Origin of the sequence: Pseudomonas lurida (genome assembly GCF_002563895.1) — a bacterium.
Taxonomy (GTDB): domain Bacteria; phylum Pseudomonadota; class Gammaproteobacteria; order Pseudomonadales; family Pseudomonadaceae; genus Aquipseudomonas; species Aquipseudomonas lurida.
Genome location: NZ_PDJB01000001.1, coordinates 5,847,322 through 5,868,983 on the forward strand (window position 1 = coordinate 5,847,322; position 21,662 = coordinate 5,868,983).

Genomic DNA, 21,662 nt, shown 5'->3' on the forward strand with positions numbered 1-21,662 from the left:
CCAAAGTGCCCGCATCACAGGCACCCCGACGCCCACACTGGTTGCATTCCAGGCATAAAAAAACCGGATCTCAGGATCCGGTTTTTTCGTGTAAAAACAGAAATTACTTCTGCTTGACGCCTTCCAGCGAGATGTCCAGGTCTACAGTCTGCGAGGACGGGCCTGGGCCTTTGATGCCGAAGTCGTTCAGGTTGACGGTAGTGGTAGCGTTGAAGCCAGCACGTTCGCCGCCCCATGGATCCTTGCCTTCACCGTTGAAGGTCGCCTTGAAGGTCACAGGCTTGGTCACGCCGTGGAAGGTCAGGTCGCCAGTCACGTCTGCGGTTTTTTCACCGGTAGGCTTGACCGCAGTGGACACGAACTTCGCGTCGGCAAACTTGGCAACGTCCAGGAAGTCTTTGCTGGCGATGTGCTTGTCACGCTCTGCGTGGTTGGACCACAGGCTGGCGGTCTTCACGTCGACCGCGATTTTGCTGGCCTCAGGCTTGGCGGCATCCCAGCTGAACGTGCCATCCCAATCCTTGAAGGTACCGTGGATGAAGCTGTAGCCCAGGTGGCTGATTTTCCAGTCGATGAAGGCGTGCTGGCCTTCCTTGTCGATCTTGTAGTCAGCAGCCATCACCTGACCTGCAGACAGCAGGGCAGTACCGATTGCCAGAGCGGCGAGGGTCTTTTTCAACATGCTTTCTATTCCTTGTGAGTCGAGGTTGAACATCAGGCTTTGCGCCCCAGCATACGAACCAGGGTCGCATCACGGTCAATAAAATGGTGTTTCAAGGCGGCCACGCCATGCAAACCGGCGAAGACCACCAACACCCAGGCGAGGTACAGGTGCACCAGGCCGGCGTTATCTGCCTGGTCCGGTAGTCCGGATACCACGGCAGGAATCTCGAACAGGCCAAATACCGGGATACCGACACCGTCTGCGGTGGAAATCAGGTAGCCGGCGATCATCACGGCAAACAAACCGAGATACAGGAACGCATGGCCAAATGCGGCACCGATGCGGGTCATGCGACTGTAACTGGCCAACGGCGGTGGCGGCGGGCTGATCAGGCGCCAGACAATACGCACCAGCATGATGGCAAACAGCGTGATGCCAATGCTCTTGTGCAGGTCCGGGGCGTCTTTGCGCCAGGCGCTGTAGTAGTCGAGGCCGACCATCCACAAGCCCAGGGCGAACAAGCCAAACACCACCAGGGCTACACCCCAGTGCAAAACAATGCTGACCCAACCATAGCGGGCCGATGAATTACGTAGCTGCATGTCCCAAATCCCGTAAGAGCTGCGCCCAAGACTAGCGATTTACCTATCGAATTAAAGCGGAAAATTTCGCTTTGAAATATCGAGAAATACGATCAAGAGCGTATGTACAGTAAGTTAACGACGGATTAAGGACTATTCCTAAGAAACGTGACAGACCGTCCTGTGTTTACCGCGAATTCATCCGTAATGGGTTGTGACACAGTCGCCCATTGCATAGGCTTGCGCGATTGTTTTACCTGCGCCCGCCGCAGGACCGCTTCGAGGAGATAACCGATGGGCTTGAATAACCAGTGGATGCAACGCGACCTGGCCGTGCTGTGGCATCCCTGCACCCAGATGAAAGATCACCAGCAATTGCCGCTGATCCCGATCAAGCGCGGCGAAGGCGTCTGGCTGGAAGATTTCGAAGGCAAGCGTTACCTCGATGCCGTCAGCTCCTGGTGGGTCAACGTGTTTGGCCATGCCAACCCGCGCATCAACCAGCGCATCAAGGACCAGGTCGACCAACTGGAACACGTGATCCTCGCCGGCTTCAGCCACCAGCCGGTGATCGAGCTGTCCGAACGCCTGGTGCAAATGACGCCCGAAGGCCTGACCCGCTGCTTCTACGCGGACAACGGCTCGTCGTGCATCGAAGTCGCGCTGAAGATGAGCTTTCACTATTGGCTCAACCGCGGCCTGCCGAATAAAAAACGCTTCGTCACCCTGACCAACAGCTACCACGGCGAAACCATCGCCGCGATGTCAGTGGGCGACGTGCCGCTGTTTACCGAGACCTACAAGGCGCTGCTGCTGGACACCATCAAGGTGCCGAGCCCGGACTGCTACCTGCGTCCGGAGGGCATGAGCTGGGAAGAACATTCGCGCACCCTGTTCCTGGCCATGGAACAGACCCTGGCGGACAACCACGACACCGTGGCCGCCGTGATCGTGGAACCGCTGATCCAGGGCGCCGGTGGCATGCGCATGTACCACCCCGTGTACCTCAAGCTGCTGCGCGAGGCCTGCGACCGTTACGGCGTGCACTTGATCCACGACGAAATCGCCGTAGGCTTCGGCCGCACCGGCAGCATGTTCGCCTGTGAACAGGCCGGCATCCGTCCAGACTTCCTGTGCCTGTCCAAGGCCCTCACCGGCGGCTATCTGCCATTGGCGGCCGTGGTCACCACCGAAGACGTGTACAGCGCGTTCTATGACGACTACCCGACGCTGCGCGCGTTCCTGCACTCCCACAGCTACACCGGCAACCCGCTGGCGTGTGCGGCAGCGCTGGCGACCCTGGATATCTTCGAAGAAGACAACGTCATCGAGAACAACAAGGCCCTGGCCCGGCGCATGGCCACGGCCACTGCGCATCTGGTGGACCACCCTCACGTCTCGGAAGTACGCCAGACCGGCATGGTGCTGGCCATCGAGATGGTCCAGGACAAAGCCACCAAGACCGCCTACCCGTGGCAGGAACGCCGTGGCCTGAAGGTATTCGAGCATGCACTGGAACGTGGCGCGCTGTTGCGACCACTGGGCAGCGTGGTGTATTTCCTGCCGCCCTACGTGATCACGCCGGAACAGATCGACTTCCTCGCCGAAGTGGCCAGCGAAGGCATTGATATCGCCACCAACAGCACCGTCAGTGTTGCAGTGCCGAAGGACTTCCACCCTGGCTTCCGTGACCCTGGCTGATCCCCCACATCCTTTGTAGAAGCCGGCTCCTACACAACATTGTCCAGAGAACAGAAATGAGACTGTCCCGCTTTTTCACCGACACCCCGCTGAGCCTCGGCGACCATGAATTGCCCGAAGCCCAGGCGCATTACATCAGCCGTGTGCTGCGCATGGGCGAAGGCGATGCCGTGCAATTGTTCGATGGCTCCGGCCAGGAATTCCTGGGCAGATTGCTGGACGTCGGCAAGAAACGCGTTACGGTGCAACTCACGGAAAGCTTTGCGGGCCAGACCGAATCGCCGCTGCACATTCACCTCGGCCAAGGCCTGTCCCGTGGCGAGCGCATGGATTGGGCGATTCAAAAGGCCACCGAGCTGGGCGTCAATGCAATCACGCCGATCTTCAGCGAGCGTTGCGAAGTGCGCCTCAAGGACGAACGCGCCGACAAACGCCTGCTGCACTGGCGCCAGGTGGCGATCAGCGCGTGCGAGCAATGCGGGCGTTCAACGGTGCCGGTGATTCATCCACCGCTGCTATTGGCGGACTGGTTGAAGCAGACCGAGGCAGACCTGAAGCTGGTGCTGCATCCTGTGGCCGAGCCGATGGTCAGCCACGCCAAGCCGTCGAGCCTGGCGTTTCTGATCGGACCTGAAGGTGGGCTGACCGACCCTGAAGTCGAAACCGCCCAGGCCGCCGGCTACCACGCTGCCCGCCTCGGTCCGCGCGTGTTGCGTACCGAGACCGCGCCGGTGGTGGCACTGGCCGTCGCCCAACAATTGTGGGGCGATTTCTAACCCAGCCTTGCCAACCCAATCCACGGTGGGGGCTGCCAAGCGTTGGCGAGGCTGCAAAAGCGGAGTGTCAGGCGCTTAAAATGCAGGCAGTCGCGCAGCCTCGCTGGGGCTCGACAGCTCCCACAGTTGATCTCTGCTGCTGGAATTGCGCTCGCCGGTACTGCCGCTATCCAACCAGCAAAACAGTTCCTTCGTGGGAGCTAACTTGCCTGCGATGGCGTCGGCCCATTCAACATCACTGTTACCTGGCGCACCGCTATCGCCGGCAAGCCGGCGCCTATAGGTAGGCGGGTCATTACTCCACGGGATCACTCACCGGCTTGGCAATGATCGCCTTCAACTCGCTGGTCATCGGGAACTCCAGGTTCAAGCCCTTCGGCGGAATCGGCTGTTCAAACCAGCGCTGGTAAATCCCATTGATTTCGCCACTGCGGTACAGGTCACCGAGTGTCTCATTGACCACCGCGAGAAACTGCGGGTCGTCCTTGCGCACCATGCAGCTGTAGATCTCCCGCGACTGCTCCTCGCCCACCACCCCCCACTTATGCGGGTCCTTGGCCTTGGCGCGCTCGCCGTAGAGCAACGCATCGTCCATGTAGAACGCCGCCGCGCGACCGGTCTCGAGCATCTTGAACGCCTCACCGTGATCCTTGGCGCTGATCACGAACATATTGGCCTTGTGCTCGGCGTTGTAGCTCTTCAGGAACCGCTCGTTGGTGGTGCCGGCGGTGGTCACCACGTTCTTGCCCGCAAGGTCGGCGAACCCTTTGATGCCGCTGTCCTTGGCCGTCAACAACTGGCCCTTCACGTAGATAAACCCGTAGGAGAACGCTACCTGCTTCTGTCGCTCCGCGGTGACCCCGGTAGAGCCGCACTCCAGGTCGACGGTGCCGTTCTGTACCAGCGGGATGCGGGTCTGCGAAGTCACCAGGTTGTACTTCACAGTAAGGTTGGCCAGCCCGGTTTTCTGCTGGACACGCTCGACAATCTTGCTCGCCAGGTCCACCGAATAACCCATGGGCTTGCCGCTGTTGTCACCCACATACGAAAACGGCACCGATGCATCGCGATAGCCCAGGGTGATGGACTTGGCGGTGGTGATCTTTTCCAGCGTAGCGCCCAGCGAGGCGTCATTCGCCTGGACCTGTGCGCCAAACAAAAGCCCCAGGGTACAGCCGGTCAACAGGATTCTTTTCATTGTTATGCTCCGTTGGTCTTTGAGTTATTTACGTACCGCTATCACGCTGATTTCCACCAGCACACTCGGCCGCGCCAGCTCGGCTTGCAGGGTGGTGCGCGCTGGCGCCATGCCCGGCGACAGCCACGCGGACCACACCGCGTTCATCGGTGCAAACCCGCTGCCGATGTCCTTCAGGTAAATGGTGGCGTTGAGCAGGTGATCCTTGTCACTGCCGGCCTGGGCCAGCAACGCATCGACCCTAGCCAGCACTTCGCGGGTCTGGCTCGCCACGTCCTGGCCGTCACCCGGCACCTGGCCCGAGAGAAACACCAGGTCCTTGAAGGTCACGGCACCCGAGAGACGTTCGTTGCTGCTGATACGGTTGATCGTCATGGGGCATCCTCAGGCGGCGCGGGGCGACAGGCCCTGCATATCAATGGAAGGAACGTGTTGGCCGATCAGTTCGGCCAACACTTGGCCGCTGCCACACGCCAGGGTAAACCCAAGGGCACCGTGGCCCAGGTTCAGCCACAGGTTGCGATAGGCGCTGGCACCAATCAGCGGCACGCCGGTTGGCGTGGCGGGGCGCATGCCGGCCCATTCCACCGCATGGGCGTAGTCGCCGGCTGCAGGAAATGTCTCGATAGCCTGGCGTTTCATCAGCCCCAGGCGCTTGGGTTCAAGGTTGGCATCAAAGCCGACAATATCCACCATCGCCGCTACCCGCAGTTGTTCACCGATGCGCGCATAGACGATCTTGCGGTCATAGTCAGTGATGCTGATCTCGGGCGCCCGATGCTGCTCGCCAATGGGCACACTCAGGCTGTAGCCCTTCAGCGGATACAGTGGCAGTGACAACCCCGGCAAGGCCAGCTCGGCACTGCGATGCCCGGCCGCCAACACCAGTTGGTCCACCGGCATCACCTCAGCGCCGATCTCGATGGCCTGCACTGCACCGTTCGCGTGGCGGATCCCGGTCACTTTGCGCCCCAGCCAAAACGTGCAGCGCCCGGAAGCTTCGAGCCGGGCGGCCAAGCGCTGGCAAAAGCCATGGCAATCTGCAACTTCCTCATTCGGCGTGTAGATCCCCCCGACAAACCCACCCCCCGCCAGCGACGGCTCCAGGCGTGCGCAGTCGGCTGCCGACAGGACCTGTTGCTGCAGGATATTGGTGACCTTGCTGCGCGCATGCTCGAAGGTGCCGGCAGTGCGAAAGGTGACCAGCTTGCCGTTGCGCCGCCAGTCGAAGCCGTCCAGGTGATCGTCGTGACGCCATTGTTGCAAGGTGTCCTGGCTCAGGGAAGCCAGGCGCAGCAGGTGAGCGGTATTGCTCTGGTTCACCGAGCCACGGCAGGCGCCGAGGAAAGCCGCCATCCAGCGCCATTGCTGCGGGTCGAGACGCGGGCGCAGCTTCAATGGGGAATCGCCGCGCAACAGCCAGCCAATCGCTTGCAACGGCACGCCGGCATCCGCCAATGGCGCCACATAGCGGTAGGACAATTGCCCGCCATTGGCGAAACTGGTTTCGCTGCCCAGGCTGTCGCGCGCGTCGATCACCGTGACCTCATGGCCTGCGCGTACCAACGCGTAGGCACTGGCCAAGCCGATAACCCCACCGCCAATGATGCAAACCTGCCTGGCCATCCCAGCCTCCAGCCGTTGATTAAGAGAACTCAAGCCTAGGGGCAGGTGACAGGCCACCGACAATGAATAAAGATGGGCCACCTATAAACAAAGGTTATGGACTTGCCATGCGCTTGCGTCATATCGAGATCTTCCAGGCCATCCGCCAGACCGGCTCCGTCAGCGCCGCCGCGCAGTTGCTGCATGTGTCGCAACCGGCAGTCACCAAGGTGTTGCAGCACGCCGAATTGCAGCTGGGCTTCCCCCTGTTTCTACGCGTGCGCGGCAAGTTGCAGCCCACGCCGGAAGCCCTGGCGCTGGAAAGCGAAGTCGAGAAAGTCACCGAAAGCCTGCAAGGCGTACGACGCCTGGCCAAGAGCCTGCGCCGCGCCCCGGGCCAGAGTGTGCGCATCGGCGCGATCCCGGCGCTGGCCCTGTCGCTGTTGCCACCGGCGGTGCTGGAGTGGAAGCGCGACTACCCGGACATGGCCTGCGAACTGTCCAGCGATCACAGCCGCGAACTGGTGCAGAAGCTGCTGATGCGTGAGATCGACCTGGCGCTGACCCTCAACTTCTCCGGTCACCCGGGGTTGACCACCCAGGTGTTGGCCAACGGTGTGTTGGTGGCGTTGGCGTCCAAAGGCTATTGGTCGGACGCCGAATCGAGCAAACCCTTGCCCTTGGTGGACCTGGCGGGAGCGCCGCTGATCGGCCTTTCCAGCGCCGATCCGCTGGCGGCGAAACTCGACAGCTACCTGGAAAACGTCGACCCGCCACCCAGGGTGACGATCTCGGTACAAACCTATTCACTGGCCCGTGCAATGGTGGAGTCCGGTGCGGGCCTTACAGTGATCGACCCCTTCACCGCCCTCGGTGCGTCGACCGCCACCACCTGCATCCGCCCCCTCACCCCGCCGCTGCCGATCACCCTGTACGCCTTGACCCGCGCCGATGAGCCGCCACCGCATATGCTGGCCAACTTGCTGGAGATCTTCGGCAACCGCGCCCGCGAACTGCTGGAGCGCTTGTAGGAATACGCGCCCAAAACCACTGGAGATCCACACGTTCCAAACGCATTGTCCGTTACAGGACGTAGTGCATGATCGCCACAAAGTGCAGCAGGCTGCCGCCAATCACGAACAAGTGCCAGATCCCATGGGAATGGCGCAGGCGGTCCTCCAGGGCAAAAAAGATGATGCCGACGGTGTACAGCACCCCGCCTGCGGCCAACCAGACAAACCCTGCCGTGCCCAGCGCGGCGATCAGCGGCTTGACCGCCACCAGCACGATCCAGCCCATCACCGCGTAGATCACGATCGACAGGATTCGCGCCTCGGAGCGCGGCTTGATCTCCTGCAGGATGCCGATCACCGCCAGCCCCCAGACGATGCCGAACAAGGTCCAGCCCCACGGCCCTCTCAAGGTCACCAGGCAAAACGGCGTGTAGCTGCCCGCGATCAACAGGTAGATCGAAAAGTGATCAACCTTTTGCATGATCTCTTTTCTGCGCCCCTGCACGCTGTGGTACACGGTGGACGCGCTGTACAGCACCATCAGCGTAAAGCCATAAATCGCCACGCTGACAATCTTCCAGGGGCTGCCGTCCAGGCTCGCCACCACCAACATCCACACTGCGCCAATACAGGCCGCAACCGCCCCGAGCAAATGGCTCCAGGCATTGAATCGTTCCCCGTGATACATGTGTCACTCACCTCGAATAACCGTTATCACCTTGAGCATTCTGACGCCACTCGCTCACTATCAGGTAACAACCTTTCTTCATTTGCCCAACGACCACTGCCCATTGGATGATTCACGCTATCCCTGCACCAGCCTCAATCCACCGGTATCGACCATGCCCGAGCCTGAACCCGACACGCCGCAACCCAGTCTCTGGCAGTTGTTTTACAACTTTGCCATGGTCGGCCTGTTCGGCTTTGGCGGCGTGATGCCCTGGGCGCGGCAAATGATGGTCGACCGCAGGCGTTGGGTCAGCGAACAGGCGTTCAACGAACTGCTGACCACCGGCCAGTTCTTCCCCGGGCCCAACATTGCCAACGTCGGCATCATCTACGGCCGACGCCTGCATGGCTTGCCAGGTGCGATTGTGACCGTTTGCGGGCTGTACCTGTTCCCCTCGCTGATCACCGTGCTCGCCGGTTTTGCCTATACCACGTGGTGGCGCCATGAGGTGGTGCAGCAGATTTTCGGCGCGGTCATGCCGATTGCCACCGGCCTGATTCTCGGCACCACCCTGCGCCTGCTCAAGGCCATGCCCAGGACTGTCGCCAACTACGTCGCGTTCCTGATGACTTTCGTATTGATGGCGATCCTGGTGCTGCCGCTGTGGATGGTGCTGTTGATCTGCATCCCCAGCTCACTGGCGCTGGGTTTCATCGACACCCGCCAGGCGGCCCGCTGATGCAAGCCACCCTCCTGCACCTGATGCTCCAGTGCGCGCTGTGGTCGCTGATGTCGATTGGCGGCAACATGGTTGCCGTCGGCGATATCCACCGCTACTCCGTCAACGACATGCACTGGCTGACCGACGCACAATTCGTCGCGTTCTTCGCCCTGTCCCAGGCCCTGCCCGGTCCCAACGGCATGCTGCTGGTGTTCATCGGCCAGCAAGCCGCCGGGCTGCCCGGCGCGCTGGTCGCACTGCTGGCCAAGCTGGTGCCGTGCTCGGTGCTCACTTACGTCGGCGCGGGCTGGCTGGAGCGCCATACCGAGACGCCGTGGGTGCAGCGCGTCAAACGTAGCCTGCTGCCGATTTCCATCGGCCTGATCCTCGCCGCCAGCTACATCCTGATGAACAGCCTGCAAAGCAATGTCACCAGCCTGGTGCTGACCCTGGGCAGCGCCGCCGTGGTGTATTACACACGAGTGAATGCGATCTGGCTGATCGTCCTCGGCGTGCTGCTGGGACTGTGCAGTGCATGGCTGGGAGTGAACGGGTTTTAGGGGCACAATCGACGGCATTCGAACAAGAGCCACCGCCATGCTGATCGACGAAGAGTTCACCCTCAAGAAACTGGAAGTCTTCCTGGCGTTCATGCGCACCGGCAACTTGGCCCGCGCCGCCGCCGAGCTGCAAACCAGCAACGTCAGCGTGCATCGCGCCATCCACTCGTTGGAAAACGCCCTGCGCTGCCCGCTGTTCAAACACGAAGGGCGCAACCTCACCCCTTTGGAAAGCGCCTACGTATTGGAAGAGCGCGCCCAGAAGCTGATTGCCGATGTGGTCGACAGCGTACGCCTCACCCGCGAAGCGGCCGGGTTCTCCGCCGAACGCTTCAAGCTGGGCTCGCTGTATTCGCTGACCGTGAAGACCGTGCCGCAACTGATCATGGGCCTGAAGATCCGCCGCAGCGAGCTCAATATCGACCTGATCATGGGCTCCAACTTCGACTTGATCTACAAGCTCAAGAACATGGAAGTGGACGCCATCCTCATCTCCCTCGATGAGCACGCCAACGACCCCGACTGCGAACAGATCGCGCTGTTCTCCGACGATATCTTCCTCGCCACCCCGGCCGATTCCCCCTTCGACCGCGAGCGTGAGATCGACCTTGCCGACGTGCGCGACGCGACCTTCATCACCCTCACCCAAGGCTTCGCCACGCACCAGGACGGCAATCGCGTATTCAAGCAGGCGGGGTTCGAGCCGAAGGTGGCGATGCAGGTCAATGACATCTTCACGCTGCTGAGCATGGTCAGTTCAGGCGTAGGTTATGCGTTGCTGCCGGGGCGGATTGCGGCGGTGTATGAGAACCGCGTGAAGCTGATACCGCTGCAACCCAGGTACCGGTTGCAGCAGCATATTGGCGTGGTGTTCCTGAAGGCCAAGGAGCGTGACCCGAACTTGCTGGCGTTGCTGGCGGAGTGCCGGATGTATGCCAATCGCCAGGGTTAGAGCATTTTCGATAACGCTACTTTTCACATGTCGGAAGCCTACTTTGATCTGCACACGCAGCTTATAAATCGCGACTTTTTTGCTGGACTCCACTCGCTTTGTGTCAGATTGCTTGCCAGCAAACACAGCTCTCGCTCACCTCTGGCGGATTACCGCCTGAGTTTGCTTTTAGCAATTGATCCCGTGACTCGTTGAGGTTTACGGCCCTTGGCAGAGTGTCGTACGCAGTACAAATCGATGGTGCGGGGATAGGCCTGACTTGGCATGAAGCGCCCGAATACAGTCAGCGTGAGACGACGGCCATGCAGTAAAGATCTAACACAACTCATCAGCATCGTCAGACGACGAGAATGGATCGAGGGCGGCGTTTGAGCGAGCGTTCTGTATAAAATCGGATGATCTGCACACCATAAATCAAGGGAACAGTTCTGTTTTTAGACCAATTGAGGTTTTTGAACTTCAAGTAAAAAAGCATCAACTATCTGCAGACCCTTTAGCCCCCCTAATGCTTTAAAGTTGCCGACCAATGAAAACACCTGGTGCTCTGGAGTTTTCATTGGCAGCACACAATATTGACAACATAACACCAAAAACCATTTAAACATGCAGCCAATAATTTTTATTTGTTCTTGCGAACTCCCGAAACCAAAAAATCTCCATCTAACTATGAGTAAACAAGCCCTACTCTTGTATCATCTGACTTTGTGAATGAGATGGTGTCAAACTCCCCCGTGCGCTTATTAGTAATTGTTCCATACAAATAATTATAGCTAAAGTCATCACTTCGAAGATCACACCTTTCTTCACCAAAGTCGAATGTTATCGCTGAAGCAGTGTTGCCCTCATCACCTGTTGTTCTCAACCTGATGTACCCAGAAGTACCACTAAGATTCGAACCCAAAAACTTGTTTTTCCCCCACCTACCTGTAAACGATCCCCTATCATAATCTGCAAAAGTTATAAAAACCGTGTAATAGGCCTTCCCCTTATCTGTGACATTACTAAACCAGTTTGCTTGAAGTGCCGGATTTTCCTTGCTCATGATGTGTGCCTCAGTAGGTGTCAACTTGGAAACTCAAAAAAGAAAAATAGCTTGAATTTCTTTTTTTGTTCCATGTAAAAACTACATCGTAACTACCGTTCGGCAACCTGTTAGAACTCACAGTTTTTTATATATTTTCTCGATATACGTTATAGAAAAAGAATCTCAAAAGCGTATTGATCGCTCCCACTCTGCGTCACGCTTTCAAGAGCGGACGCAGAACGTCTAGGGCTTCATTCCCACGTAGAGCGTTCATCGTTCGACACAAGTCTCGATGAGCCTGGGAAATGGGGCTCAAACCGCAGCCGCAGGCTGAACATAGATCCCTGTCGAAGTAGGTTCAAACGCCCTATTTCTGCGGCTGTACTGGCCCTTCGTGAACAAGCTCGCTCCCACCGCCTTCGGCCAGAATCAAAGCGAACTTTTGTATAACGTTGAGCGCAGAGCCTGGGAACGATCATTGGGTTAACCGACCAACCCGCGCACGATGAAATAGAGCAACGAAGGCCCGAGCAAGCAACCCAACCCGGTGTGGAACGTCGCCGTCAGCGCGCCATACGGCACCAACCGCCGATCTGTCGCAGCCAAGCCAGCGGTCACGCCGCTCACCGTGCCGGCCAACCCGCCAAACACCATCGCCGAACGCGGGTTATCCAAGCCCATCCAACGCGCCGCCACAGGCGTACCCACCATCACCAGAATCGCCTTGATCAACCCGGTGGCAATCGACAGCGCCATCACGTCCGAGGTCGCGCCAATCGCCGCGCCGGTCACCGGGCCGACGATGTAGGTCACGGCTCCCGCGCCAATGGTGGTCATGCTGATCGCATCGCGATAACCAAAAGCCCAGGCCATGCTGGCACCGACGATAAACGGCAGGATCGTGCCCAGCAGCAACGCGATCACACCGATCATCCCGGCCTTGCGCGCTTCGGTGGCTTGCACTTCGAACGCCGTGGCAACGATGGCAAAGTCGCGCAGCATCGCGCCGCCCATCAGGCCGATGCCGGAGAACAACGCCAGGTCCGCCAGGCCCTTCTGGCCGCCCGTGATCGTGCCGCCGACCCAGGCCAGGACCAGGCCGATGACGATGGCAATCGCCGAGCCATGGATGCGCCCGAAGGTCAGGCGCTTGGACAGCACCACGGAAATCCACATGACCACGCCAACGAAGGCAAATGCGGTGACCAGGCCGTTATGTTCCAATCCTTTTTCAATGAGATCCCACATATCAGCGACCTCCCGCTGGCGCGATCAGCGGCTCTTCATCGGGCAGTGGTTCACCCTTGTGAGTGCGGCTGATCAGGGCGATGGTGCAACCACACACCACCACCGAACCAATCGCCGCGAGCACCGCTACCGGGCCGCCATGCAGGGCCGTGACCACGTTCTGTTGCGCGGCCATCGCCACCACCACGGGGATGTACATGGCGCCCCAGAAGCCGACGCCCATTTCGCAATCCTTGGTCATGCCACCGCGTTTTTGCATCCACAGACGGGCGCAGATCAGCAGGATCATCGCGATCCCCACCCCGCCCACGTTGGATTTGACGCCGAGCAACACACCGAGCATGTCGCCCATGATCACGCCCGCGAGCGTGCAGATCGCCAGCAATGCCACACCGTAGATAATCATTGTTGTTGTCCTCAAAGTGCTCGATCGAAATTGTTGTTTTTGTGCTTCGAAAGCCTTGGGTGATGCTTTATCGGTGGCGGCGTTCCTCCTCTTGCAGCAGGGCCTGCAGGGTGTCCAGGCGTGCGCCTTCGCAGGCGATCACGGTGCCTTGATCGAACACCCGGCGTGACAGTCCGGTGAGCACGGCGCCCGGTGGCAGTTCGATCTGCAGGCGCACCCCGCGCTCGTAGGCGCTCTGCACGGTGCCGCGCCAGTCGACGACACGGCACATGTTGAAGGCCAGGTCGTCGCGCAATTGCTCGGGGTTGTGGATCGGCCGCGCACGGGTGCTGCTCAGGTAGGTGATGCGCGGCGCCTTGAGCGGCACGAAGGCTTGCGCCAGGGCCTGCGCCGGTTGCGCCAGCAGGGCGCAATGGGACGGCACGCTGACGGCCAGGCGCTTGGCGACGCCGTTGCCTTTCACACCGTTGGCGACACGTTTCATGGCCTCGTCGCTGCCGGCAATGACGGTCTGGTTGTCGGCGTTGATATTGGCCAGGTAGACCGGGGTGTCAGGGCTGTGGATTTGCGCCAGTAACCGTTCGACGGTGGATAACTCCGGGCCGATGATCGCGGTCATGCCGTAGCCCTGTGGATAAGCGTTTTGCATCAGCTCGCCGCGTAGGCTGACGAGCCTGAGGGCGTCCTCAAAGCTCAACGCGCCCGCGATCACCGCCGCCGGGTAGGCGCCGATGGACAGGCCCGCGACGTAATCCGGGGCGTGTTGCAGCAGGCGAGCGTGGGCCACACCGGCGATCAACAGGCACAGTTGTACCGCGCGGGTATTCGCCAGGGCCTCAGCCGAGTCCAATGCACGAACATCTTCACCCAGCGCTGCGCTGGCCTGGTCCAAGACGTCGGCTGGCAATGCCTGGAGCATGCCCGGCCGTTGGGCGCCCTGCCCCGGGAACACCAGGAGGCTGCTCATGCCACGGCCTGCCAGGGGTCAATCACGAGGTGTGCGCCGCGGGCGGTCTTGAGCAGCACGCGGCGTGATCCACTCGCCCATTCGCGCAAGGCCACAGCGCCAAACGGGGTTTGCAACTGCAGGTCTACGGCGCACGGTGCGGTGTTCACTAGCGCCAGCAAGTCCTCGGCCTCACCACGCTCCAGGCGCTCGGGCGTGCGCAGGATCAGATCCAGATCGCTCTGGGCATGCAGTGCTTGAATCCCACTCGCCAACTCGAAGCCCGCACTGCCTGTGACGCCCCAGGTCTGCGGCGCCAACATCGGCCGCAGCAGGTTGAGTGCCCGTAACGCCGGTAAATCGCGCGGCGAGACAACGTCGCGCAAGTCTTCCGGGATGACACGTCGCTGGACCGCCGATACGGGCATCTGCGCCGCCAACCGCTGTTCCCGCAAGCGCCCGCGCACGCCGACCGCCACATAGCCCGGCTCGGTGATAGCGCGACGCACCACCACCGGATGGCCGGCGCCAATCGCCTCCACCGCCCAGGCCGGAGCCTCGGCGGGCAGATGCGCCGGGGTCATGCCCCAGAGCAAGTCGTGGGCGTTCACCATTGCTCCCGCAGCAACTGGCGCACGTGGCTGGAGGCTGCTCGATTGGTCGCGCCCAGGCGGCCATTCAAATCGGTGCTGCCGATATCCTTGATCGCGTGCACCAGGCAATCGCCGACCCGTACCACGTCCTCTGCCGTGGGCTGTTCAATCTGGCTGACCGACAAGGTCTCCCAAAGCAGGCCGAGGCTGGCATAACTGTCGATGTCATAGGCCATGGGTGGCACGCTGGCGGCCAGGGCTTCCAGCTCTTCGACACTGCGCAGGGTCACCCGCGCGGCCGAGGCCTTGCCCATCGCATGCACCATCACGCCGGGGTCGCGCAGGGCGATCAGGCGGTTGGCCTGGTAACCGTGGGCGAGGAACGCACCGGACATGGCCTTGCCGACCAGCAACGCGATCACCGGGTGCCCGGCCAGTCGGGCGCGGGCATAGCTGTCGGCGGCGGCGGCCAGTGCCTGGTGGATACCGAGGGCCTCTTCGCGACGGCCGTAGGCTTGGCTCGGCACATCGACGATGGCGATGATAGGGCGTTTGTCACCTCGGGCGATGGCTTCATCGACGGCCTTCGCCAGGCCCCAGCCTTCAAGCAAGCCGACTTCGCCAGTGCGCGCACGCGGGAACCGATTGTGCGCGTCGGTGACCACGGCGATGAAACGCACGGCCTGCTCGCCCAACAGGCCGTCAGCCACTTTCAGGGAGTTCGGCAAACCCTCGACGAGCGTCGCGCCGGCGCTCAACGCGTTGAACCACTGCAAACCTCTCATGGTTGTTCTCCTTGAAACAGCTTGCGCACCGTCGCCGGGTCGATCTGCGCCGTGGCATCCAGTTCGGCCAGGCGCGCCAGGTAGTACTCGGCCCGACGGCTGCGTTGTTGGGCAGGCAAGCCTTGTTGCAACAATGCGCTGACGGTCTGTTGTATCTCGTCCACGTCGTCCGCCACATAACGGTCGGCCAAGCCGCTGTTGAAGCGTTGCTCACCGCCCGTGAGGCTCCAGATAAAAGGCCGGTCGCGGGAGTCGTATTCTTCCAGGCCGGCCTCCTGTTCGATCACCTGCGGGCCATTCAGGCCCAGGCGTGCTTCGCGAGTGACCACCAGGTAACTGCACAGCCCGGCCGCAATGGACATGCCGCCAAAGCAACCGACACTGCCGGCCACCACGCCGATCACCGGCTGGTACTGGCGCAGGTCGACGATCGCCGCGTGGATATCAGCGATGGCCGCCAGACCGAGGTTGGCTTCCTGCAGGCGCACGCCACCGGTTTCCAGCAGCAATACCGCACCCGTGGGAATGCCTTTGCGATTGTCTTCGGCGGCCAGTTCCAGTGCGCCAGCGATCTTGGCGCCGCCCACTTCACCGAGGCTACCGCCCTGGAAATTGCCTTCGATGGCGGCAATGACCACCGGTTTTCCACCGATGCTGCCCTTGGCGATCACCACGCCGTCATCGGCCTGCGGCACCACGCCTTGGCGGCTGAGCCACGGCGACATGACGCGCTGGAACGGGTCGATCAATTCGCGGTAGGTGCCTGCCTCCAATAAGGCCTTGGCGCGCTGCCGAGCGCCCAGTTCAACGAAGCTGTGTTTGGCGAGCAAGTCAGTCATGGCCGATCTCCTCGAAACCCTGCTCCAGGCGCAAGCGCACCACGCCAGGGGTGGCGCCGAAGTCATGGATCTCAATCTTCAATGCCGGTGGGGTGTGCTCCTGGAAGATCCGCTCGAACAGATGCTGCCAACGTTGCTCGGCGCCATTCACCGAGGTCTGCACCTGGATGGTCAGGGTACCCGGCGTGCCGGGTTCCAGCAGTATTTCCAAGTCGCCAGAGCCCACGCAACCCACCAACGCACGGCCTTTTGGTGGCTGCCCGGCGGGGAATTCAAAGGATAAGGTTTGCATCAAAACGCTCCATCGAGGCGGTCGATAAACAGGCAGGCGGCCAACAGGTCGGCGGCGCCACCGGGGGAGGCATTCAGGGCCAGCAGTTGGAGGTCCAGTTCGTGCAGTTGGCGGCGACCGGCCAAGGTTGCGCTGCCGCCAGCGTCCAGTACCGCTTGGGCGCCTGTTTGCATGGCGTGAAGGCCTTCGGGACCAGCGCGGTAGAGCACGCAGGTGTCGCCAAGGTCCGTCATGATCGCGAGCAAGGCATCCAGGCGCGCGTTCTGTTCGCCGGCATTTTGCTGGCGGCTTCTGTGCAGTTGCGGCAGGCCGCGTTGCACCACGGACGGGAAGCCCAGTTGCGCCTCTTCACGGGCGCCGCGTGCGCCGTAGCGTTGGGCGACTTGAGCGCCGTGGCTCATGGGGTGGGGGGCATAGCGGTCGTTGAGCAGGGCCAGTTTGGCCGCCGTCAGCGTGACAGCACGTGGCGCCAGGACGGCAGCGGCGGTGAGCAAACCAAGGGCCCAGATCGCGCCGCGATGGGTATTCACGCCGTGGGTAGTGGTGAGCATCGCTTGTTCACCCTCGCGGCCAATACGCCCGAGGGCTTCGCGCAGGGGCAAGCCGACTTCGCCGAATTCAATCGCCGCCTCGGCCATCTCCTTGAACATCGGCCACAGCGACAGCGCCGAGGCATGCATCAGGCCCAGGTGCAAATCGCTGTGGGCGCCGTTGCCACGCCGGTCCACCAAGGCAGGTTTGGGCGACAGGTCCGCTTCATCGATCAGCGCATCGACGGCGTTATCGGCCAGGCGATCCGCAAGGCTGAGTTCGTGCAGTTTAAGAGCGCGCATTTACCAACTCCTGAACTTGGCGGGCGGGTTGTACAAGCCACCGGACCACTCCACCAGGTCGGCGACGCTCTTGGCGGCCAACAGCTCGCGGGTGGCGTCAGTGCGGCGGATGCCCAAGTCTTCGGGCAAGGCGATCAAGCCTTCGCGGCGCATGCGCGCGGTGTCCTTGGGGTTGTGGCGCATGCCAATGGCCGTGACGCCCGCGACAGCCGCGATCATCGCCTGGCGCTCTTCGAGGGAGCGCGCCTTGTACAGGTAGGCGATACCTTCTTCGGTGAGCAGGTGGGTAACGTCATCGCCGTAGATCATGATCGGCGCCAGGGGCATGCCGCTTTTGCGCGCGACTTCCACGGCGTCGAGGGTGTCGACGAATGTGGGTTTGCCGCCTTCCTGGAAGGTTTCGACCATTTGCACCACCAGTTTCTTACCGCGTTCGAGCAAGGCTTGCGGGGCATCGTCGTGGCGCATATCCAACCATGCAGGCGTGCCATGCCGGCGACCGCGCGGGTCATGCCCCATGTTCGGGGCGCCACCAAAACCGGCGAGGCGGCCACGGGTCACCGTGGAGGAATGCCCGTCGCCGTCGACTTGCAGGGTCGCGCCGATAAACAGGTCCACCGCGTACTGGCCGGCGAGTTGGCAGAACATCCGGTTGGAGCGCATCGAGCCGTCGCGGCCGGTGAAGAACACATCCGGCCGTGCGGCGATGTAGTGCTCCATGCCCAGTTCGGTGCCAAAGCAATGCACGCTTTCGACCCAGCCGCTTTCAATCGCGGGGATCAGCGTGGGGTGCGGGTTGAGGGTCCAGTTGCGGCAGATCTTGCCCTTGAGGCCCAGCGATTCGCCGTAGGTGGGCAGGATCAGCTCGATGGCGGCGGTGTTGAAGCCGATGCCGTGGTTGAGCGACTGCACATTGTGTTTTTCGTAGATGCCACGGATCGCCATCATCGCCATCAGCACGTGCACCGGCTTGATGTGGCGCGGGTCGCGGGTGAACAGCGGCTCGATGTAGAACGGCTTGTCGGCCACCACCACGAAATCCACCCAACTGGCGGGGATGTCGACGCGGGGCAAATCGGTGACGTCGTCCACCAACTGGTTGACCTGCACGATCACGATGCCATCGCTGAACGCGGCAGGCTCGATCAGCGCCGGAGTGTCTTCTGTACTGGCGCCGGTGTAGATATTGCCCGCACGGTCGGCCATGAACCCGGCGGAGAGCACCACGCTGGGGATCAGGTCCACCACCAGCCGGGCATAGAGTTCGATATAGGTGTGGATCGCGCCGATTTCCAGCAGGCCATCTTCGAGCAACTGGCTGATGCGCAGGGATTGGGTGCCGGCGAACGAGAAGTCCAGCTTGCGTGCGATGCCTTTTTCAAACAGGTCCAGGTGCTCGGAACGGCCGACACTGGGCATGATCATGTGCAAATCGTGAAGCTTGGCCGGGTCGGCCTTGGCCAGGGAGCGCGAGAGGAAATCCGCCTGCTTCTGGTTATTGCCCTCCAGCACCACGCGGTCGCCAGGGAGGATCAGCGCCTCCAGTGCCTCGACAATCCTGTCGCTGGGCAACACCGCTCCGTCTGCGTATTTTTTGACCAGCTCGAGGCGCCGCTGCTTCTCGTCGCGCCGCCGCGTCCAGCGCGAGTCGGGGGTGATGGTGGTTGTCATGGTCGCTCCACGGGTTTGCTGTCGTGGGGCTTACCTTAGGAGTGAATGAGAGGGCCATCAATCAAGCTGGGCGGCGGATCGTTACGGCTGGAGTAACGAAGCCCCTGTGAATGCTGAACGTAAGCCTGATGCACATCAAAATGTGGGAGCTGGCTTGCCTGCGATAGCGGTGTGTCATCTGGCGATAAGTCGACTGCTACTGCGCCATCGCAGGCAAGCCAGCTCCCACATTTGATCGATGGTGTTTGTTAAATAGCGGTCCCAATCAGGGAACGATCAGTCCCTGTTTGGGACCGTTTCAAGAGGCTGGCGATGGGCTGACTTGCTCCAATGCTCTATCGACCAACAACTGACCCAACTCTGCCATTTGCTGAATCCCGAGCATGATCGCACGCTGGGAGGTGTCCAGGTCGAAGGCGAGATTGCAGGTGAGTGCGTTAAGGGAAGACAGGGTTTCGCTGGCGTTGACCAGCAGGGTTTCGGTGTTTTCGTGCGGGTTTACGGTGAAGAGGGGCGGATTGGGGGTAGGTTTGACCATGATGAAGCTCCTAAACAGTGAGTAAGGAGCGCCACCGTTCGCTTGCACGCGAATGAGGGTGGCGACCGTGCGCAGGTGTGCAAGACCGGGCCTGTTTAGGACACCCAGCAGGTCCGAAGACCTCCTGCGCGCAGCCGCCATAAAGCAGCGAGCACAAAAAACGCCCGTTGGATGGCTGGGCGTTTGTACGCCTAAACAGTTTCGTCGGACTTGCACGTCCGTGTCACCGTTTTTTGCGATGACAGAACGAAGACTAGGCGCGCTGACGGCACGCGACAAGTTCATGCACAGCCCAAAATCTTGCAGGAAAAATCCGAGAGCCTGCCGACCTATAACCTCATGTCTAGTCTCACAGCCCCTAAACCTTCGAGCGGGTAACTACGGTACTCATAAACCTCACCTCGAACAGTGAGGCGGATAAGGCCCCCCTGCCGGGTAACTTGAACATCCGGCTCTTTGGTTTTCAGAAAAGGGTGTGCCGACACCAATGTCGTGAGTATTTCCCGATCATTCCCCAGATCCTTGTGGACGTAGTACAGGTAGGAAAAGCCCACCGTAGCGCCACCCTGATTGTTTCGCGCACCGTAAATGGAGCTCCCGTTATTCAGGGAATACTTGAGCACAACCTCATCCAATTCCGGTGGACCTGGGCTCATCAACCAACCAACACCCAAGTACCCGAGACACACCACCAGCAGCCCATTGAACAAGCCCTGGACCGGCCACTTAATACCCTTGAGCTCTGGCATATTCGATGCCCTCCTTGATCCAATGCTGGTCACTGTGATCATCACCATACGGCGCATCGCCCACCAGTCTCCGAACTCCGCCCGAGAAGTCCCTGCTGCCTTTTGCGCCGCACCAGCCGCTCTCAACAGCACACTCTCCGGAATACCCAGCACAATGCCGGTAACGCCGTAGTTGAAGTTACCGAACGCCTCGTACTCACGGCTTTTCTGTTTGTAATCCCAAGGGCCACGCCCCCGAACCTGTGAGTAAAACCACGAATAGGCGAAGGCCGAATCAGGCTTCAAATGCATCCTGCGGTTGTTGGCCAAGGCGATATTGTCTTGCAGCGAAACGCCCGAAGGTATGGGAGGGGCGGCCATTTGCGAATCCTTGCTGATGGGGTTGAGCGATGAAAACTAGCACTCAAAAATCAGTAAAAATACGAAGGTAAGACTTACAGAAATTTCAGACACGCTATCAGTCCGAGCCCTACCTACGATTGTCGTCCCGACAAGCAACAAGGAATGTTCTGACAGCGTTTTCAGGTTGTTGCTCGGAACCTGTGTCTCTAGCCTTTCCGCTCCGAATCGTTCCGCGGACAGACATCATGAAGCCGACCGTTAAAACCGATGCAAGGCCATTACAGAGCGTGATGTATCACATCACAATCGCGCCATGATCGTCAGCCGGAAACACAAAGGTCTCAGGGTCTTCTATGAGACAGGCTCGACCAGTGGAATCAACGCAAATCATGCAAAGCGCTTACGCCGCGTTCTGTTCATTCTGGACAAAGCCGAACGTCCAGATGCACTGAACTTGCCTGGTTGGCGTTTCCATCGGTTGAATGGCGACCTGATCGACTATTGGCCTGTCAGCATTAGTGGTAACTGGCGCATCATTTTTCGGATGTTCGACGACCAAGTCGAACTGGTTGATTATCTTGATTACCACTGAGTAGAGGTATCGATATGGGCATGCACAACCCCCCTCACCCAGGTGAAATCCTGCTTGAAGATGTAATCCCTGCCCTGGACATCACCATCACCGAAATGGCCCGGCGCCTGGGTTTCGCCCGTGAGACATTTTCGAGGATTTTGCATGGGCGTGCGCCTGTCAGTCCTGACTTGGCGGTGCGGCTTGAGCGGGCAGGTGTGAGCACTGGGCAGTTATGGCTGTCGATGCAAAGCGCCTACGACTTGTGGCAGGCCGAGCATCGGGAGCAGCCGGTGACTGAGCGGTTTGCGCGGATTGATTGAGCCTGTTCCTGTAGGAGCGAGCTTGCTCGCGAAGAACCGTCAGGCACCGCTGGTTAAAAGT

The 21,662-nt window shown here is 60.4% G+C and carries 26 protein-coding genes; 8 read left to right on the forward strand and 18 right to left on the reverse strand.

The annotated features are described in order from the left end of the window. Positions 1-103: 103 nt before the first annotated feature. Positions 104-682, reverse strand: a complete 579-nt coding sequence (locus ATH90_RS26705) for a YceI family protein (protein WP_034109884.1) — start codon at positions 680-682, stop codon at positions 104-106. 32 nt (positions 683-714) lie between these two features. Next, positions 715-1,266, reverse strand: a complete 552-nt coding sequence (locus ATH90_RS26710; protein WP_034109885.1) for a cytochrome b — start codon at positions 1,264-1,266, stop codon at positions 715-717. Between the two features lie 273 nt (positions 1,267-1,539). On the opposite strand from ATH90_RS26710, the gene ATH90_RS26715 reads away from it, so the two are divergent. Together ATH90_RS26715 and ATH90_RS26720 are read left to right on the forward strand one after the other, a co-directional pair. Next, the gene (locus ATH90_RS26715; protein WP_034109886.1) at positions 1,540-2,946 is read left to right on the forward strand and encodes an adenosylmethionine--8-amino-7-oxononanoate transaminase; all 1,407 of its coding nucleotides are present in this window, start codon (positions 1,540-1,542) and stop codon (positions 2,944-2,946) included. Positions 2,947-3,002: 56 nt separating this feature from the next. Further along, complete coding sequence (locus tag ATH90_RS26720; RefSeq protein ID WP_098467501.1) at positions 3,003-3,722, forward strand: 16S rRNA (uracil(1498)-N(3))-methyltransferase; 720 nt, start codon at positions 3,003-3,005, stop codon at positions 3,720-3,722. Between the two features lie 295 nt (positions 3,723-4,017). Here the strand turns inward: ATH90_RS26720 and ATH90_RS26725 are convergent, their stop codons facing one another. The 3 genes from ATH90_RS26725 to ATH90_RS26735 are packed head-to-tail and all read right to left on the reverse strand — an operon-like array spanning position 4,018 to position 6,546. Next, a complete protein-coding gene (locus ATH90_RS26725; protein ID WP_034109889.1) occupies positions 4,018-4,920 on the reverse strand; it encodes a transporter substrate-binding domain-containing protein in 903 nt (300 codons plus the stop codon). Between the two features lie 24 nt (positions 4,921-4,944). Beyond that, the gene (locus ATH90_RS26730; protein WP_098467502.1) at positions 4,945-5,295 is read right to left on the reverse strand and encodes a RidA family protein; all 351 of its coding nucleotides are present in this window, start codon (positions 5,293-5,295) and stop codon (positions 4,945-4,947) included. Positions 5,296-5,304: 9 nt separating this feature from the next. Beyond that, a complete protein-coding gene (locus ATH90_RS26735) occupies positions 5,305-6,546 on the reverse strand; it encodes a D-amino acid dehydrogenase (protein WP_098467503.1) in 1,242 nt (413 codons plus the stop codon). Between the two features lie 107 nt (positions 6,547-6,653). Here ATH90_RS26735 and ATH90_RS26740 point away from each other — a divergent pair, with 107 nt between their 5' ends. Further along, on the forward strand, positions 6,654-7,556 hold the full coding sequence (locus ATH90_RS26740) for a LysR family transcriptional regulator (protein WP_098467504.1): 903 nt from the start codon (positions 6,654-6,656) through the stop codon (positions 7,554-7,556). Positions 7,557-7,608: 52 nt separating this feature from the next. On the opposite strand, the gene trhA is transcribed toward ATH90_RS26740, so the two are convergent. Beyond that, positions 7,609-8,226, reverse strand: a complete 618-nt coding sequence (gene trhA / locus ATH90_RS26745; RefSeq protein ID WP_034109897.1) for a PAQR family membrane homeostasis protein TrhA — start codon at positions 8,224-8,226, stop codon at positions 7,609-7,611. A 154-nt stretch (positions 8,227-8,380) separates the two neighbouring features. On the opposite strand from trhA, the gene ATH90_RS26750 reads away from it, so the two are divergent. The 3 genes from ATH90_RS26750 to ATH90_RS26760 are packed head-to-tail and all read left to right on the forward strand — an operon-like array spanning position 8,381 to position 10,441. After that, a complete protein-coding gene (locus ATH90_RS26750) occupies positions 8,381-8,947 on the forward strand; it encodes a chromate transporter (RefSeq protein WP_034109899.1) in 567 nt (188 codons plus the stop codon). Beyond that, entirely contained in the window at positions 8,947-9,489 is a 543-nt protein-coding gene (locus ATH90_RS26755; protein ID WP_069078470.1) for a chromate transporter, read from the forward strand. Before ATH90_RS26750 ends, ATH90_RS26755 begins: the two co-directional genes overlap by 1 nt. 37 nt (positions 9,490-9,526) lie before the next feature. Further along, complete coding sequence (locus tag ATH90_RS26760; RefSeq protein ID WP_098467505.1) at positions 9,527-10,441, forward strand: LysR family transcriptional regulator; 915 nt, start codon at positions 9,527-9,529, stop codon at positions 10,439-10,441. 664 nt (positions 10,442-11,105) lie between these two features. Here the strand turns inward: ATH90_RS26760 and ATH90_RS29305 are convergent. The 12 genes from ATH90_RS29305 to ATH90_RS29795 all read right to left on the reverse strand — a co-directional run bounded on the left by ATH90_RS29305 (position 11,106) and on the right by ATH90_RS29795 (position 20,725). Next, positions 11,106-11,483, reverse strand: coding sequence for a hypothetical protein (locus ATH90_RS29305; protein WP_141537522.1), 378 nt, complete (start codon positions 11,481-11,483; stop codon positions 11,106-11,108). A 465-nt stretch (positions 11,484-11,948) separates the two neighbouring features. Continuing rightward, positions 11,949-12,713, reverse strand: coding sequence for a malonate transporter subunit MadM (madM, locus tag ATH90_RS26765; RefSeq protein ID WP_034109906.1), 765 nt, complete (start codon positions 12,711-12,713; stop codon positions 11,949-11,951). 1 nt (position 12,714) lies between these two features. Next, positions 12,715-13,119, reverse strand: coding sequence for a malonate transporter subunit MadL (gene madL, locus ATH90_RS26770; protein WP_034109908.1), 405 nt, complete (start codon positions 13,117-13,119; stop codon positions 12,715-12,717). A 67-nt stretch (positions 13,120-13,186) separates the two neighbouring features. Beyond that, a complete protein-coding gene (gene mdcH / locus ATH90_RS26775) occupies positions 13,187-14,086 on the reverse strand; it encodes a malonate decarboxylase subunit epsilon (protein ID WP_098467506.1) in 900 nt (299 codons plus the stop codon). Continuing rightward, positions 14,083-14,679, reverse strand: a complete 597-nt coding sequence (locus tag ATH90_RS26780; protein WP_098467507.1) for a malonate decarboxylase holo-ACP synthase — start codon at positions 14,677-14,679, stop codon at positions 14,083-14,085. Before ATH90_RS26780 ends, mdcH begins: the two co-directional genes overlap by 4 nt. Beyond that, on the reverse strand, positions 14,673-15,443 hold the full coding sequence (gene mdcE, locus ATH90_RS26785) for a biotin-independent malonate decarboxylase subunit gamma (protein ID WP_034109915.1): 771 nt from the start codon (positions 15,441-15,443) through the stop codon (positions 14,673-14,675). Before mdcE ends, ATH90_RS26780 begins: the two co-directional genes overlap by 7 nt. Further along, positions 15,440-16,282 (reverse strand): biotin-independent malonate decarboxylase subunit beta, encoded by an 843-nt coding sequence (locus ATH90_RS26790; protein WP_098467508.1) that lies wholly within the window; start codon positions 16,280-16,282, stop codon positions 15,440-15,442. Before ATH90_RS26790 ends, mdcE begins: the two co-directional genes overlap by 4 nt. Further along, complete coding sequence (locus tag ATH90_RS26795; protein WP_069078472.1) at positions 16,275-16,574, reverse strand: malonate decarboxylase subunit delta; 300 nt, start codon at positions 16,572-16,574, stop codon at positions 16,275-16,277. Before ATH90_RS26795 ends, ATH90_RS26790 begins: the two co-directional genes overlap by 8 nt. Beyond that, positions 16,574-17,407 carry a triphosphoribosyl-dephospho-CoA synthase gene (locus ATH90_RS26800; protein WP_069078473.1) on the reverse strand — a complete coding sequence of 278 codons (834 nt, stop codon included), beginning with the start codon at positions 17,405-17,407 and terminating at the stop codon, positions 16,574-16,576. The genes ATH90_RS26795 and ATH90_RS26800 overlap by 1 nt, the downstream gene beginning before the upstream one ends. After that, a complete protein-coding gene (gene mdcA, locus ATH90_RS26805; protein ID WP_098467509.1) occupies positions 17,408-19,078 on the reverse strand; it encodes a malonate decarboxylase subunit alpha in 1,671 nt (556 codons plus the stop codon). 298 nt (positions 19,079-19,376) lie between these two features. Then, complete coding sequence (locus ATH90_RS26810; protein ID WP_025857698.1) at positions 19,377-19,616, reverse strand: DUF6124 family protein; 240 nt, start codon at positions 19,614-19,616, stop codon at positions 19,377-19,379. A gap of 329 nt (positions 19,617-19,945) precedes the next feature. Beyond that, a complete protein-coding gene (locus ATH90_RS29795; RefSeq protein ID WP_342352880.1) occupies positions 19,946-20,725 on the reverse strand; it encodes a polymorphic toxin type 44 domain-containing protein in 780 nt (259 codons plus the stop codon). A gap of 295 nt (positions 20,726-21,020) precedes the next feature. Here ATH90_RS29795 and ATH90_RS26825 point away from each other — a divergent pair, with 295 nt between their 5' ends. Next, positions 21,021-21,299 carry a type II toxin-antitoxin system RelE/ParE family toxin gene (locus ATH90_RS26825; protein ID WP_034109928.1) on the forward strand — a complete coding sequence of 93 codons (279 nt, stop codon included), beginning with the start codon at positions 21,021-21,023 and terminating at the stop codon, positions 21,297-21,299. A 14-nt stretch (positions 21,300-21,313) separates the two neighbouring features. Then, positions 21,314-21,601, forward strand: coding sequence for a HigA family addiction module antitoxin (locus tag ATH90_RS26830; protein ID WP_098467510.1), 288 nt, complete (start codon positions 21,314-21,316; stop codon positions 21,599-21,601). Positions 21,602-21,662: the final 61 nt, after the last annotated feature.